This window comes from Saccharopolyspora cebuensis (assembly GCF_039542665.1).
Lineage (GTDB): Bacteria > Actinomycetota > Actinomycetes > Mycobacteriales > Pseudonocardiaceae > Saccharopolyspora > Saccharopolyspora cebuensis.
Genome location: NZ_BAABII010000005.1, coordinates 56,224 through 70,428, shown reverse-complemented (window position 1 = coordinate 70,428; position 14,205 = coordinate 56,224). Strand labels below are relative to the sequence as shown.

The 14,205-nt window shown below is 74.6% G+C and carries 14 protein-coding genes; 10 read left to right on the top strand and 4 right to left on the bottom strand.

What is annotated here, in order from left to right:
• The first annotated feature begins 82 nt into the window (after positions 1-82).
• Positions 83-1,306, top strand: coding sequence for an MFS transporter (locus ABD976_RS10100; RefSeq protein ID WP_345360851.1), 1,224 nt, complete (start codon positions 83-85; stop codon positions 1,304-1,306).
• A 91-nt stretch (positions 1,307-1,397) separates the two neighbouring features.
• On the opposite strand, the gene ABD976_RS10095 is transcribed toward ABD976_RS10100, so the two are convergent.
• The gene (locus tag ABD976_RS10095) at positions 1,398-1,508 is read right to left on the bottom strand and encodes a lasso RiPP family leader peptide-containing protein (protein ID WP_345360848.1); all 111 of its coding nucleotides are present in this window, start codon (positions 1,506-1,508) and stop codon (positions 1,398-1,400) included.
• Between the two features lie 270 nt (positions 1,509-1,778).
• Between ABD976_RS10095 and ABD976_RS10090 the strand changes: the two genes are divergently transcribed.
• From ABD976_RS10090 to ABD976_RS10080, 3 genes are all read left to right on the top strand, one after another.
• A complete protein-coding gene (locus ABD976_RS10090) occupies positions 1,779-3,260 on the top strand; it encodes an aldehyde dehydrogenase family protein (RefSeq protein WP_345360845.1) in 1,482 nt (493 codons plus the stop codon).
• 3 nt (positions 3,261-3,263) lie between these two features.
• The gene (locus ABD976_RS10085; RefSeq protein ID WP_345360842.1) at positions 3,264-4,427 is read left to right on the top strand and encodes an MFS transporter; all 1,164 of its coding nucleotides are present in this window, start codon (positions 3,264-3,266) and stop codon (positions 4,425-4,427) included.
• Positions 4,428-4,551: 124 nt separating this feature from the next.
• Complete coding sequence (locus ABD976_RS10080; protein ID WP_345360839.1) at positions 4,552-6,240, top strand: class I adenylate-forming enzyme family protein; 1,689 nt, start codon at positions 4,552-4,554, stop codon at positions 6,238-6,240.
• A 4-nt stretch (positions 6,241-6,244) separates the two neighbouring features.
• Here the strand turns inward: ABD976_RS10080 and ABD976_RS10075 are convergent, their stop codons facing one another.
• Positions 6,245-6,523: a hypothetical protein gene (locus ABD976_RS10075; protein ID WP_345360836.1), complete on the bottom strand. Its 279-nt coding sequence runs from the start codon at positions 6,521-6,523 to the stop codon at positions 6,245-6,247.
• Between the two features lie 59 nt (positions 6,524-6,582).
• Between ABD976_RS10075 and ABD976_RS10070 the strand changes: the two genes are divergently transcribed.
• The 5 genes from ABD976_RS10070 to ABD976_RS10050 all read left to right on the top strand — a co-directional run bounded on the left by ABD976_RS10070 (position 6,583) and on the right by ABD976_RS10050 (position 11,252).
• Positions 6,583-7,380, top strand: a complete 798-nt coding sequence (locus tag ABD976_RS10070; RefSeq protein ID WP_345360833.1) for an MBL fold metallo-hydrolase — start codon at positions 6,583-6,585, stop codon at positions 7,378-7,380.
• Between the two features lie 36 nt (positions 7,381-7,416).
• The gene (locus tag ABD976_RS10065; RefSeq protein ID WP_345360830.1) at positions 7,417-8,193 is read left to right on the top strand and encodes a putative protein N(5)-glutamine methyltransferase; all 777 of its coding nucleotides are present in this window, start codon (positions 7,417-7,419) and stop codon (positions 8,191-8,193) included.
• Positions 8,194-8,444: 251 nt separating this feature from the next.
• Positions 8,445-8,882, top strand: coding sequence for an STAS domain-containing protein (locus ABD976_RS10060; protein WP_345360827.1), 438 nt, complete (start codon positions 8,445-8,447; stop codon positions 8,880-8,882).
• Between the two features lie 416 nt (positions 8,883-9,298).
• Positions 9,299-9,646 carry an STAS domain-containing protein gene (locus tag ABD976_RS10055; RefSeq protein ID WP_345360824.1) on the top strand — a complete coding sequence of 116 codons (348 nt, stop codon included), beginning with the start codon at positions 9,299-9,301 and terminating at the stop codon, positions 9,644-9,646.
• 169 nt (positions 9,647-9,815) lie between these two features.
• Positions 9,816-11,252: a DHA2 family efflux MFS transporter permease subunit gene (locus ABD976_RS10050; RefSeq protein WP_345360821.1), complete on the top strand. Its 1,437-nt coding sequence runs from the start codon at positions 9,816-9,818 to the stop codon at positions 11,250-11,252.
• Between the two features lie 42 nt (positions 11,253-11,294).
• On the opposite strand, the gene ABD976_RS10045 is transcribed toward ABD976_RS10050, so the two are convergent.
• On the bottom strand, positions 11,295-12,149 hold the full coding sequence (locus ABD976_RS10045; RefSeq protein ID WP_345360818.1) for an NAD(P)H-binding protein: 855 nt from the start codon (positions 12,147-12,149) through the stop codon (positions 11,295-11,297).
• A gap of 141 nt (positions 12,150-12,290) precedes the next feature.
• Between ABD976_RS10045 and ABD976_RS10040 the strand changes: the two genes are divergently transcribed.
• Entirely contained in the window at positions 12,291-12,896 is a 606-nt protein-coding gene (locus ABD976_RS10040) for a TetR/AcrR family transcriptional regulator (RefSeq protein ID WP_345360816.1), read from the top strand.
• 86 nt (positions 12,897-12,982) lie between these two features.
• Here ABD976_RS10040 and ABD976_RS10035 read toward each other — a convergent pair whose 3' ends face one another.
• Positions 12,983-14,167 carry a cytochrome P450 family protein gene (locus ABD976_RS10035; RefSeq protein ID WP_345360814.1) on the bottom strand — a complete coding sequence of 395 codons (1,185 nt, stop codon included), beginning with the start codon at positions 14,165-14,167 and terminating at the stop codon, positions 12,983-12,985.
• Positions 14,168-14,205 lie beyond the last annotated feature (38 nt).

The following is a 14,205-nucleotide window of genomic DNA, read 5'->3' as shown; positions in this document are numbered from 1 at the left end:
GGTGAACCGCTCCTGATCGATCCCGTCCTGCCCGCGCGGCCCGGTGGCCCGCGGGAAGCACCGATCGGTGGAGGAGTTCCCCGTGGCCGCGCCGCCCTCCCGCCTCGCGCCCGCCGTCGAGGTCCTGACCAGCCCGCACGTCCCCCGACTGCTCTCGGCCTCGCTGCTGGGGCGGCTGCCCACCGGCATGGCCGCCCTGGCGATCCTGCTCGCCGTGCTCGACCGCGGCGGGACCTACACCGCCGCCGGCGGGCTCTCCGCGGTGTACGCGGCGAGCGCGGCGGTGGGCGGACCCGTCCTCGGGCGGTTGATCGACCGCACCCGGCAGGCGCCGGTCCTGCTGTGCTCGGGCGCCGCCTCGGCGGTGGGCTTCGTCGGCCTGGCGCTGCTGGACCCGGTGGCGCACCCGCTCGCCGCGGCGGGGTGGGCGGCGCTGGCGGGGGCGGCGACCCCGCAGCTCGAACCGTGCCTGCGGGTGCTGTGGTCCCCGGTGCTGCGGGACGACGAGGCGGTGCGCACGGCCTACTCCCTGGACGCGGCCACCCAGGAGCTCGTCTTCGTCACCGGCCCGCTCGTGGTGCTCGCGGCCACCGCCGCGGGCGGTCCCAGCGCCGGACTGCTGGTGGCCGGGGCGCTCGGGCTCCTCGGCAGCCTCTGGTTCGCCACCGCCGCCCCCGCGCGGCGCTGGCGGGGCGGTCCGGCGGCGGGAGCGCACCCGGCCGGTCCGCTGCGCTCGGCGGCGCTGGTCCGGTTGCTCGTCGCGCTGCTGTTCGTCGGCGCCACCATCGGCATGTTCACCGTGGGGATCACCGCCTACACCGATCACCTCGGCGCGCCCTCGGCCGCGAGCTGGCTGATCGCGGCCAACGCCCTCGGCGCCCTGATCGGCGGGATCGCCTACACGACGGCGCCGAGCCCGGCCGACGAGCACCGCAGGCTGCGCGTGCTGCTGGCCGGGCTGGCCGTCGGCTACGCGCCGCTGGTGCTGCAACCCGGTCTGCTGGGCACCGCACCGCTGGCGGTGCTCAGCGGCCTCGCCCTGCCGCCGGTGCTGGCCTGCTCCTTCGCGCTCGTCGGCCGACTGGCCCCGGCGGGCACGATCACCGAGGCGCATGCCTGGATGATCACCGCCTTCGGCGCCGGGAACGCCGCCGGATCGGCCGCCGCCGGTCTCGCCGCCGACCTCGCGTCGAGCCGCGCCGCGCTGGCCCTCGGCGTCCTCACCGGCGCCCTCGCCCTGCTGATCGCCGCCCGCCCCTTCACCCACCACGACCCCGACACCGCGCCGCACCCGGAAGGGCGGTGAGCGAGGGGCATCTTCATCCGGCACAGTCGGAGGAAGGTGCCCCGCACTCGGTGGATGCTGCACGCGGTGGTGGGTTTCCGGGAGGAACCACCTAGCTGAAGAAGAACATGAGGCTGTCCGGGATCGACCCGATGTCCCCGAGGGTGTCGGCGGTGAACTCGCCGACCTCGGTCAGTTCGGGGGCGGGGTAGGTCTCGTCCACGGTTCTCGGCCTCCTCGTGTCGGCGGTGGCGCTGTGCTCGTCGTTCGGCGCCTGCCTCCGGTGATCGGCGGGTGTCCGCGGTCTCCTGAGCGCTCCGGGGTGGTGTCACCCGTGTTCCGCAGCGGAGCCGCTCGGCCGTGTGCGAGCTCGACACCTGGTGCTCACCACGACGGGGCCGGGGTGCGGTCGAGGCGGGCGTGCGGTGGTTCGGGCGGTGGTGGCGCGGGTACGCCGGGAGGCGGAATCGTCGAGCGCAGTGAGGAGAGCACCGTGGCATCCGAACCGCAGGCCCCCGCACCGTACGACGGCTTCGACCGGATGCCGATCGGTGGCGAGTGGGTCACCGGACGCGCCGGTTCGACCGCCACCGACGTCAACCCCTACACCGGGGAGACGCTGGTGGAGATCCAGCACGCCGACGCCGCCGACGTCGACGCCGCCTACACCGCCGCGGCCAGCGCGCAGCGCGACTGGGCCGCGCGGACCGCCGCGGAACGCGCGGAGGTCTTCGTGCGCGCCGCGCAGATCATGTCGGACCGCGAGGAGGAGATCGTCGACTGGCTGGTCCGCGAGGCCGGGGCGATCCGCCCGCGCGCGCAGTGGGAGTGGATGGCGGTCCGGGCCGTGATGCTGGAGTCCGCGAGCTACCCGGCGCGGGTCACCGGCCGGATCCTGCCCGCCGCCCTCATCGACGGCAAGGAGAACCGGGTCTACCGGCAACCCGTCGGCACCGTGGGCGTGATCAGCCCGTGGAACTTCCCGTTGCAGCTCTCCAACCGCTCGGTCGGGCCCGCGCTGGCCGTCGGCAACGGCGTGGTGCTCAAGCCGGCCAGCGACACCCCGATCACCGGCGGCCTGCTGCTCGCCCGGATCTACCAGGAGGCGGGGCTGCCCGAGGGCCTGCTCAACGTCGTGGTGGGCCGCGGCGGTGAGGTCGGTGACGCGGTGGTCACCGATCCCCGGGCGGGGGTGGTGTCGTTCACCGGCTCGACCCCCGTCGGCCGCGGCATCGCGGAGAAGGCGCCGCTGACCAAGCTCGGCCTCGAACTCGGCGGCAACGGTCCGCTGGTGGTGCTCGACGACGCCGACCTGGACCGGGCGGTGGACGCGGCGGTGTTCGGCTCGTTCTTCCACCAGGGCCAGGTCTGCATGGCCACCAACCGGATCATCGCCCACCGCGCGGTGCACGACGAGGTGGCCGAGCGCGTCGCCGCCCGCGCCCGCGACCTGCGCTGCGGCGACCCGGCCGACCCGGAGACGCGGATCGGTCCGGTGATCAACCGCAGCCAGCTCGACTCGGTGCGCGAGAAGGTCTCCCGCGCCACTTCCCAGGGCGCGCGGCTGCTGGTCTCCGGCGAACCCGGCGGCCCCAGCGGGCAACTGCTGCCGCCGCACGTGCTCACCGGGGGCAACGACGTGGCCACCGCGGCCGAGGAGGTCTTCGGGCCGGTCGCCACCGTGGTCCGCGCCGAGGACGAGCAGCACGCCCTCGACCTGGCCAACGACACCGAGTACGGCCTGTCCAGCGCGGTGTTCACCGGCGACGCCGAGCGCGGCGTGCGGTTCGCCCTCGCGGTCCGGGCCGGGATGACCCACGTCAACGACACCACCATCAACGACGAGCCGAACACCGCGTTCGGCGGTGAGAAGAACTCCGGCGTCGGGCGCTTCGGCGGGGAGTGGGCGATCGAGGAGTTCACCACCGACCACTGGGTGAGCGTGCAGCACCGCCCGCGCCCCCCGATGCTCTGACCCGTGGGCCGCGCCGCCGGGGCGTGGACGGTGGCGGTGGTGTTCCTGGTCGGCATGATCGGCACCACCCTGCCCACGCCCCTCTACCCGATCTACGAGCGCCACTTCGGCTTCGGCGGGCTGGTGGTCACCCTCGTCTTCGCCGCCTACGCGGTGGGGGTGCTGGCCGCCCTGCTGCTCGTCGGCGACCTCTCCGACCGGGTCGGCCGACGCCCGGTGCTGGGCGCCGGGGTGGCCTTCGCCGTGGTCAGCGGTGCGGTGTTCCTCATCGACGCGGTGCCCGCGCTGTTCGCCGGGCGGGTGCTGTCGGGCATCTCGGCGGGGATCTTCACCGGGACGGCGACGGCCACCATCGTCGACCTCGCGCCCGCGCGGCGCGCCAGCCGGTCGGGACTGCTCGCGGCGGCGGTGAACATGCTCGGGCTCGGGCTCGGACCGGTCACCGCCGGGGTGCTCGCGCAGTTCGCGCCGTGGCCGCTGCGGTTGCCCTACGCCGTGCACCTGGTGCTGATGTTGCTGCTGGGCGCCGCGCTGCTGGCCGTGCCGGAGCCGGTGCGACGACCGGCGGGCCGGGTCCGCCTGCGGGTGCAGCGGCTCTCGGTCCCGGCGGAGGTCCGCGGCACCTTCGTGCCCGCCGCGATCGCCGGGTTCGCCGGTTTCGCCGTGCTGGGGCTGTTCACCTCGGTCTCCCCGCTGTTCCTCACCGGGGTGCTGGGCATCGAGGACCACGCGGTGACCGGTGCGGTCGTGTTCGTGCTGCTGGGCAGCTCCACGATCGGCCAAGTGGCGTCGGAGTCGCTGGACCGGCACCGGTGCCTGGTCGGCGGGTGCGCGGTGCTCGCCGCGGGCGTCCTGGTCGTCGCCGCCGGGATCGGCACCCGGTCGCTGTGGGCGTTCCTGCTCGGGGCCGTGGTCGCCGGACTGGGGCAGGGCATGAGCTTCCGGTCCGGGCTCACCTCGGTCACCGCCGGTGCGCCGGCCGACCAGCGCAGCGGGGTTTCCTCGGCGTTCTTCGTGGTGCTCTACGTCGCCCTGTCGTTGCCGGTGATCGGCGTCGGCGCCGCCGCGCAGGCGTTCGGCATCGTGCCCGCGGGCGTGGTGTTCGCCGGGATCGTGGCGGTGCTCGCGGTGGGGGCAGGGCTGGTGCTGGCGCGCCGGACTTCCTGATCGTCCCCTGCCTCTGCGCGCAACCGGATCGATCCGTGATCGCGGGTGTTGACCGCTGCGCGCGCCGCGCCATAACTTGTAGAACGGTCGATCAGTTCGGATCCACCCGAGGGAGGGCGGTCCCGTGACCGAGCTCGACGCGCTGCGGAGGTCGCTGACCGCGCCCGGGATGCCGTTCGAGATGGTGGAGCGCGACCTCGGCGGCAGGCGGGTCCGCACCTGGCGGCACGCCCCGGAGAGCCTGCGCGCCCTGGTCCTGGACTCCCGGGAGTTCGGCGACCGCGACTTCATCCGGTACCAGGAGGAGCGGCTGAGCTACGCCGAGCACTTCGCCGCGGTCGCGACCTTCGCGCACCGGCTGGCCGAACGCGGTGTCGCGCCCGGCGATCGGGTGGCGCTGGCGATGCGCAACTACCCGGAGTGGTCGGTGGCGTTCTTCGCCGCCGCCTCGCTGGGCGCCGTCGCGGTGCCGCTCAACGCGTGGTGGACCGCGGGCGAGCTGGAATTCGCCTTGCGCGACAGCGGATCCTCGGTGCTCGTCGCCGACGGCAGGCGGGCCGAGCTGCTCGGCGCGATCCCCGCCGACCTCGGCATCGACCTGGTCGTGGTGCGCCCGGAAGGGCCGCTGCCCGCCGGTGCCGCCGACTGGGACGCGGTGCTCGGCGCGATCCCCGCCGACGCCGCGCTGCCCGATGCCGAGGTGGGACCGGACGACCTGGCGACCCTCTTCTACACCTCCGGCACCACCGGCCGCCCCAAAGGCGCGGTCGGCACCCACCGCAACATCTGCACCAACCCGGTCAGCGTCGCCTACGGCGCGGCGCTCGGCGCGCTCCGCGGCGGCACCCCGCTGGCGGAAGCGCTCGCCGCGCAGCCGGAGCGGACCAGCCTGCTGCCGGTGCCGCTGTTCCACGCCACCGGCTGCCACTCGGTGCTGGTGAGCACCTTCCGCTCCGGCGGCGCGCTGGTCCTGATGCACAAGTGGGACCCGGCCGAGGCGCTGCGGCTGGTCGAGCGGCACCGCGTCACCCACTTCACCGGCGTGCCCACCCAGCTCTGGCAGATGTGCGCCCATCCCGACCTCGCCACCCGCGACCTGTCCAGCCTGCGCACCGCGGGCTCCGGTGGCGCCCCCGCACCGCCGCACCTGCTGACCCGGATGGTCGCGTCGATGCCGGACCGGGGGTTCTCCAACGGGTACGGGCTCACCGAGACCTCCTCGGCCACCTCGATCAACGCGGCCGGGAACTACCTGGCCAAGCCGGACAGCGTCGGACCGCCGGTCGCGGTGGTGGACGTCAAGGTGGTCGACGCGGTGGGGGAGGAGGTGCCCACCGGCGGGATCGGCGAGCTGTGGATCAAGGGCCCCAACGTGGTGGTCGGCTACTGGAACCGCCCGGACGCCACCGCCGAGGCGATCACCCCCGACGGCTGGCTGCGCTCCGGGGATCTCGCGCACCTCGACGACGAGGGCTTCATCCACGTCGTGGACCGGGCCAAGGACATGGTCATCCGGGGCGGCGAGAACGTCTACAGCGCCGAGGTGGAGGCCGCGGTGTTCGAGCACCCCGGGGTGCGGGACTGCGCGGTCGTCGGCGTGCCGCACGAGGAGCTGGGCGAGGAGGTCGGCGCCGTCGTGCAGCCCGAGCCCGGCGTCGAGCTCGACCCCGAGGCGCTGCGGCGGTTCCTGGGCGAGCGGATCGCCGCCTTCAAGGTGCCCGCCCACGTCTGGCTGCGCACCGAGGACTTCCCGCGCAACGCGGCGGGCAAGCTGCTCAAGCGGGCGCTGCGCGACGAGGTCGTCCCGGGCTGAGGCGTCACGGTCGCGGGTTCCGCCGCGTCCAGCCGCGCCCGCGCCGCCCGCCCGCCGCCGCGTCGCAGCGCGGGCACAACCGCAGGCGCGCGTCGGCGGTCCCGGCCAGCCACCGGGCATCGCGCCAGGACACGTGCGGGAAGCGGGCCAGGCCCGCCCGGTGCAGCGGGACGCCGCACAGGGCCTGGTTCGTCCCGGGCCGCCACCCGTGCACGTCACCGCACGGCTGCCGCACCCCGTCCTCGTCGGTCCACCTGCTGCTGGCCGCCACCGCGGGTTCCACCCCACCGGTCTACCCGGAATCCCCGCGTACCACCGCGCCCGGCCGGGTACGCGAGAGCCATGCGGCCGCTCGAGACCGACTCGGTCACCTTCATCGGCACCGCCACCGCGCTGCTGCGCCTGGGGCCGTTCACGGTGCTCACCGACCCCGATTTCCTGCACCGGGGCCAGTGGTCCTACTTCGGGCAGGGCCTGGTCTCCCGGCGGCGCACCGAGCCCGCGATGCGCCCGGCCGAGCTGCCGCCGCTGAACGCCGTGGTCGTCTCGCACCTGCACGGCGACCACTTCGACCGGATCGCCCGCCGCGAACTGCCGCACGACGTGCCGATCGTGACCACCGGCCACGCGGCGGCCAAGCTGGGCAAGCGCGGGTTCACCGAGCCGGTGCCGCTGGCGACCTGGGCGCGGCAGGACTTCATCGAGTCCGGAGCGACGCTGGGCATCACCGCCGTCCCCGCCCGGCACACCGCGGGACCGCTGAACCGCCTGCTCCCGCCGGTGATGGGCAGCGTGCTGGAGTACCACCCGGCCGGGGGCGGGGCGCCCAAGCGGCTCTACCTCAGCGGCGACACCGTGATGCACGGCGGGCTCGCCGCCATCCGGCAGCGGTTCGGCCACCTCGACGTGGCGGTGCTGCACCTCGGCGGCGCCCGGGCCCTCGGCGTGCTGCTGTCGATGGACCACGAGCAGGGCGTGGACCTGCTGGAGCTGCTGCGGCCGGAGCGCGTGGTGCCCGTCCACCACGACGACTACGGCCTGTTCGGCTCCCCGCTGTCCAACTTCGAGGCGGAGCTGGACCGGCGCCGCCCGCCGACCGAGCTGCACCGGTTGCGCCGCGGCGAAAGCCTCGCCCTGTAGGGTCGACGCACCCGATCAGCGGCAGAAGGGCGCCCCGTGCCCGATCGTTCCCACTCCTCGCTCGTCACCGAGCTGCGCGCGGCGGGCTGCGTCTTCGCCGAGGACGAAGCCCACCTGCTGCGCGCCGAAGCCCGCTCGCCCGCCGAGCTCGACACCCTGCTCGCCCGCCGCGCCGCCGGTCTGCCGCTCGAACAGGTGCTCGGCTGGGCGGGGTTCCGGGGCCTGCGGATCCGGTTGCGGCCCGGCGTCTTCGTCCCGCGCCGCCGCAGCGAACTGCTCGTCGAGCAGGCCGTCGCCCGGGGCCGCGCCGGCGCGGTGGTGGTGGACCTGTGCTGCGGTTCCGGCGCGCTGGGCGTGGCGGTGGCCGCCGAGCTGCCGGGTGCGGAGCTGCACGCCGCCGACCTGGACCCGGTGGCGGTGCGGTGCGCGCGGGACAACGTCGGTGCCGTCGGCGGCACCGTGCACGCCGGGGACCTGTTCGCGGCGCTGCCCGCCGAGCTGCGCGGCCGGGTCGACGTGCTGCTGGCCAACGTGCCCTACGTGCCCACCGGGGAGATCGGCGCGCTGCCGCCGGAGGCCCGCGAGCACGAGCCGCGGCTCGCCCTCGACGGCGGGGCCGACGGGCTCGACCTGTTGCGCCGGGTGGCGGCCGAGGCGCCGGAGTGGCTCGCCCCCGGCGGGCACCTGCTGGTCGAGGCCGGTGATCGGCAGGCCGGGGCGGCGGCAGCGGTGCTCGCCGAGCGGGGGATGGACCCGGAGGTCGTCCGCTGCGCCGAACGCGGTGCGACCACCGTGCTCGGCACGCTGCGGTGAGCGGTTCCGCGCAGGTCGGCGCCGGGGTCGCGACCGGTTTGCGGGATTCATCCGTCCGGACGGGTTGCGATCAACCTGTAGGGTGATAGTGAGCGGTTGAGCGCACAGCCGATTGCCCAGTGGAACACCAAGCGCGGCAGCTTGACGGAGCCGTCGCTGGTCCCTTCTCCCGGGGTGGCTGGTAGTGGCCGTGCTCCCGGGACCGACAGACAGCTCCTCCGTCCGGCTGCTCATCCAGGAGGCAGCCGCACATGACAACGATCGCTGAACGAATCCCGGAAACCGAGCGGGCGGTCGAGACCGCCGCGCCGGGAGTCCGGTTGAAGCTTTCCAGGCCGACGACCACCGCCGTCGTCGTGCACGTCGCCGGGGACGTGGACGCGAGCACCGCGCCCCGCTTGCACGAGCTGCTCGCCCCCCGGCTCTCCTCGGTCGCCGAGACCGTGGTCGTGGATCTCAGCGAGGTCGGGTTCCTCGGCGTCGCCGGGCTCGAACTGCTGTCCCACGCCCAGCACCGGGCGGCGGCCCGGGGCGTCGCCTTCCGCGTGGTCGACGGCCCGGTGTGCGTGGACCGGGCGTTGCGCGCCGCCGGGTGGACCGACGCCGTGGCCCCCCACCCGACGGTGGCCTCCGCGCTGAGCGGGGACACCGGGTGGGAGCTCACGCCGCCGGTGCTCCCGCTGGACTGACCGCCCGCGCGGGTGCGTTCGCCGCCCGGCGGGGATCCGCGCAGCGGCGCGGTGCGGGCCGAGGCGCTGTGGCCGAGGTCGCAATCCGGTGGTCACCGGTGGGATCCGCCGACGATCACCAGCGGCGATGATCAGTCCACTGAGGATTGAATCGGGGATCGCCGCGCGCCGCGGCCGTTTGACCGTCGGAGGTCCCGGGTAGACATCGCCGCGTCGGAACGGAACGGAGCGGGAGGACGCGGTGGTGGCAGGGACGCGGAACCGGGTGGCTGCGCGGCGGGGAGCGGTCGGCACGCCGAGCGCGCGGTGGCACGAACTGCTGCGCGCGGTGGTCGGCTACGCTCGCCGGACTCCGTCACGCTTGAGAACCCAGGCGCGAGCTGGAAGGCCCGTCGGTAGCCATGAGGAGATGGTGGATGTCCGCCCCCGACCCGCAAGTCCCTGCCGGGTTCGGCGTCGAGTTCGACGGCGGCGAGCCGTCCGGAACCGCCCGCCGACTCGTCGTTTCCGGTGAGCTCGACCTGATGACCAGCCCCCGGTTCGCCGCGGCGCTGGAGGAGCTGCTCGACGGTCCGGGCACCGGCCCGGTCGTCGCCGATCTCACCGGGGTCGCGTTCTTCGACTCGTCCGCGCTCGGCGTGCTGCTCCAGGCCGCCGACCGGGCCCGGAACCGGAACCGGCCGCTGCGGGTCGAGCCCAGCGAGCGGGTCCGCAAGGTGATGGTGCTCGCCGGCACCGCGCGGCACTTCGGCATCGCGGAATGACCTGGCCCGGTCCGCCGGGACCGGGCACGGCCGTCCGCCCGCGGCGAACCGGGGCGGGCGGACGGCGAAATTGCGTCGCGGGTGTCGGGGTCCGCCGGTAGCGTCGTCGGGGTTCCGCGCCGTCCGGCGACCACCGTCGGCGGTCGGCCTCACGACAGGAGACCCCTCGATGACCACCGCCGCCAACGACCGCGCGCCCGGAACCGCCGCACCCCCGTCGTCCGCGAGCGCCGCCCTCGTCGTCTGGCTGCTGGTCGGCTCGGCGTTCGTCATGATCCTCAACGAGACCATCATGAGCGTGGCGCTACCCGTGCTCGTGGTGGACCTCGGCATCAGCGTGAGCACCGCGCAGTGGCTCACCAGCGGATTCCTGCTGACCATGGCGGTGGTCATCCCGATCACGGGGTTCCTGCTGCAACGCTTCCCGCCGCGGCGGATCTACCTGGCGTCGATGAGCTCGTTCGCCGCCGGGACGCTGATCTCCGGGCTGGCGCCCGGTTTCGGGGTGCTGATGACCGGGCGGATCGTGCAGGCCGTCGGCACGGCGGTGATGGTGCCGCTGCTGATGACGTCGGTGATCCGGCTGATCCCGGCCGAACGCCGGGGCGCCACGATGGGCACCATCACCGTCGTCATCGCGGTGGCGCCCGCGCTCGGCCCCACCTTGTCCGGGCTGCTGCTGTCCACCCTCGGCTGGCGCTCGATGTTCTGGATCGTGCTGCCGATCGCGCTGGTGGCGCTGGCCGCCGGGGCGGCCCGGCTGCGGATCGACGCCGAGACCCGGTACGTGCCGCTGGACCTGCTCTCCGTGGTGCTCTCGGTGCTGGCCTTCGGCGGACTGGTGTACGGCCTGAGCAGCTTCGGCGAGTCCGCGCGCGGCGGCTCCGCGGTGCCGCCGTGGCTGCCGACGGCCGTGGGCGCGGTCGCGATGGTGGCGTTCGTGGCGCGGCAGATCCGGTTGCAGGCCGGCGGCGGCGCGCTGCTGGACCTGCGCCCGCTGGCCAACCGGCCGTTCGCCACCTCGATCGTGCTCGTGGTGCTCAGCATGATGTCGCTGTTCGGCGTGCTCATCCTGCTGCCGCTGTACCTGCAGGACGTGCTCGGCGCCAGCGCGTTCACCACCGGGTTGGCCGTGCTGCCGGGCGGTCTCGCGATGGGGCTGCTGGGCCCGGTCATCGGGCGGCTCTACGACAAGGTGGGGGCGCGTCCGCTGGTGCCGCCGGGCGCCGTGGTGCTCTGCGGCGCGCTGTGGGCCTTCACCGGGCTCGGCGAGTCCTCGCCGCTGTGGGTGGTCATCGCGATGCACGTCGTGCTGGTCTGCGGCATCTCGCTGATGCTGACGCCGTTGGTCACCGACGCGCTCGGGATGCTGCCCGGCGAGCAGGTGTCGCACGGCAGCGCGATCGTGAGCACCTTGCAGCAGGTCGCCGGTGCGGCGGGCACGGCGCTGTTCATCACGCTGATGACGATCGGTTCGGCGGAGGCCTCGGCGGGCACCGACGTCGGCGGGGCGCGCACCGCGTTCCTGTGCGCGGCGATCATCGCCACGGCCATGCTGCCGATCACCCTGCTCGTCGGCCGCCCGAAGGACCGGCCCGCCGCCTGACGCCGCTCGCACCCGGATCGATCGGGCGACCGGGCAGGACGTTCAGGCCGCGAGGCGGTCGGCGAGCTGTTCGGCGGCGCTGCGCGGTGCGCGACCGAGGAGTTCGGCCAGCAGCGGGTCGACTCGCGCGAAGTAGCCCGTGCGGGTGGCTTGGAACAGGCTGAGCGCGAACCGGGCCACCGGCTCCGGGACGCCCGTCGCGGTCTGGTCGGCGATCCACCGCTCGTCGTCCACGACCACGCGCTCGACGGTGCGGCCGGTGAGTTCGGCGGCGAACCGGGCGAAATCGTCGAGGGTGACGGGGTGGGGCGGGATGAGGGTGATGGGGCCGTCGGAGGCGCGGTCACCGGTGAGGACGATCGCGGCGGCCTCCGCCGCGTCGGCGCGATCGACCCACGGCACGGGACCGTCCGCCGGGCCGGCGATCACGCCGGTCCGCCGCCAAGGGCCGAGGAACCGGTCGAGGTCGCCGAAGAAGCCGTTGCGCAGCGAGGTCCAGGCGACCCCGGAGTCGGCGAGCATCGCCTCGGTGGCGGCGTGGACGGCATGCGGGGGGTACGGGGCGTCGGCGGCCGCGCCCACCGTGCTGGTGTACAGGATCCGCCGGGCCCCGGCCGCGACGGCAGCCCGGATGGCGGTGCGGTGCTGGCCGACCACATCGGCTGTCGGGTCGCTGGAGGACACCAGGAGCACCTGGTCGGCGCCGGTGAAGGAGTCGCGCAGGGCGTCCGGGTCGTCGTAGGAGCCCTGCCGCACGCGCACACCGCGATCGGCGAAGTGCCGCGCCTTGGTGACGTCGCGCGCGCTGACGCCGACCTGGTCGGCCGGGACGCGCTGGAGGAGGTGCTCGACGGTGGCGCCGTTGAGCGCCCCGGTCGCGCCGGTGACGACGATCATGTCTCCACCCTTTCCTGGGTGCGGGAAACCCGAGCCGGTCCGCCGAGCGGTCGCCCGGGTCACAAGTTGACCCGTCCGGTCAGCTTCGCGTTCGCCGCCGACCCTAGGTAAGCTGACCCACCGAGTCAACTTGTTGTGGCGGTGAGGACGGTGATGATCATGGCCGGTGCGGCGGAACCCCGGTTGCGCGCCGACGCCAAGCGCAATGCCGAGCAGGTCCGCAGCGCCGCGATCGGCGCCTTCCGGGCCCGGGGCCTGACCGTGCCGCTGGACGAGGTCGCCAAGGCGGCGGGGGTCAGCAAGGCCACCATCTTCAACCGGTTCGGCGGCCGGGTCGGCCTCATCGAGGCCGTCGTCGAAGAGCTCGTCGCGACCGAGCTGTTCCGCATCATCGACCGCACCCGGTCCGTGCCGGACGCCGGGGAGCGGATCGCGCAGTACCTCACCGCGATCCGCGACCTGCAGTACCGCCGACCCGCCGTCAACGACGTCCTGCTGCAGGAATACCCCCACTCGCGGCAGCTCATGGAGATCTGCCGCACGGCGGGCGAGTTCAACGAGGAGCTCATCGCCGCGGGGCGGGAATCCGGCGCGCTGCGGCCCGATGTCACGGCGGACGACCTCCACGCGCTCGTCGTCGACAACGCGCTCGCCCTCAAGCACGGAACCCGCCCGCACCGCGACGACTACGAACGCCGCACCACGTTCCTCCTCGACGGGATCCGCGGGCGCCGGGCCGATTCCTAGCGGCGTGACCGCCCTGCGGGCGGCCGTGGCGCCCGCGTCCACGCCGGGACGCGCTCGCGCGTGGCGGTGCGGGCGGGCCCGCGGCGCTACAGCGTCGCGGTGAGCTCGGGGAGGCGCCAGGTGCCGGGATCCGGCTGCCGCTCCGGGACGCGCACTGGCGCCAGGGCCGGGTAACGGCGCAGCAGGCTCCCGAGCGCGACCTCGGTCTGCACCCGGGCCAGCGAGGCGCCGAGGCAGAAGTGCGGGCCGTGGGCGAAGCCGAGGTGACCGGGGGTCGGCTCGCGGGCGATGTCAAAGCGCTCGGGGTCGGCGAACGCGCGGGGGTCGCGGTTGGCCGAGCTGAGCACCGCGACGACCATCTCGCCCGCGCGCAGCTCCGCACCCGCCACCTCGACGTCCTCCCGGGCGAAGCGCGGGATGGCGAGCAGTTGGGGGCCGCACCAGCGCAGCGATTCCTCGACGGCGCGCGGCAGCAGCTCCGGTCCGGTGCGCAGCGCCGCCAGGGCGTCGGGGTGCTCGAACAGCGTCCCGACGGCGTTGGCGATCAGGTTCGCCGGCGTCTGCCCGGCCAGGACGAGCTGCCAGACCAGGGCGACCAGTTCCACCTCGCCGAGCCGGTCGCCGTCCTCGTCGCGGATCCGCACCAGCTCGGACAGCAGGTCCTCGCCCGGTTCGGCGGTGCGGTGCGCGACGGCGGCGCGGGCGTCGGCGATGACGCCGGGGATCGCCGCGACCAGCGCCGGTCCCGAGCCCGTCGCGACGGCCGCGCCGTACTCCCGCCAGCGGGGGCGGTCCGCCTCGGGGATGCCGACCAGCTCGCAGATCACCTCCATCGGCAGCGGCCGGGTGAAGTGCGCCGACAGGTCCACCGCGCCGTCCTCGGCGTGCTCCGGCAGGGCGTCCAGCAGCCGGTCGACGATCCGCTGGACGCGCGGGCGCAGCCCGGTGGCGCGGCGCGCGGTGAAAGCCGGGGCGGCGAGCCTGCGCAACCGGAGGTGTTCGGCGCCTTCGGTCTCCTGCATGGTCCGCAGGTAGGGCAGCAGCTCCTCGGGGAGGTCGGTCGGGCGCATCGCGAAGCTGGCGGGGCTGAGTTCGAAGCGCGGGTCGCCGAGCATCGCCCGGCACTCGCGGTAGCGGGTCAGCGCCCACGGCGCGGGCAGGCCCGGGGCCGCCAGGCGCGCGACGGGCCCGCGCTCCCGGAGTCGCTGGTAGGCGGCGACCGGATCGCGGGCGACGTCCGGGTCGGTGAGGTCGAGCTCGGGCACGCTCATCGGAACTCCCATGTTGTCAGCATCTGGATGATGAGAGT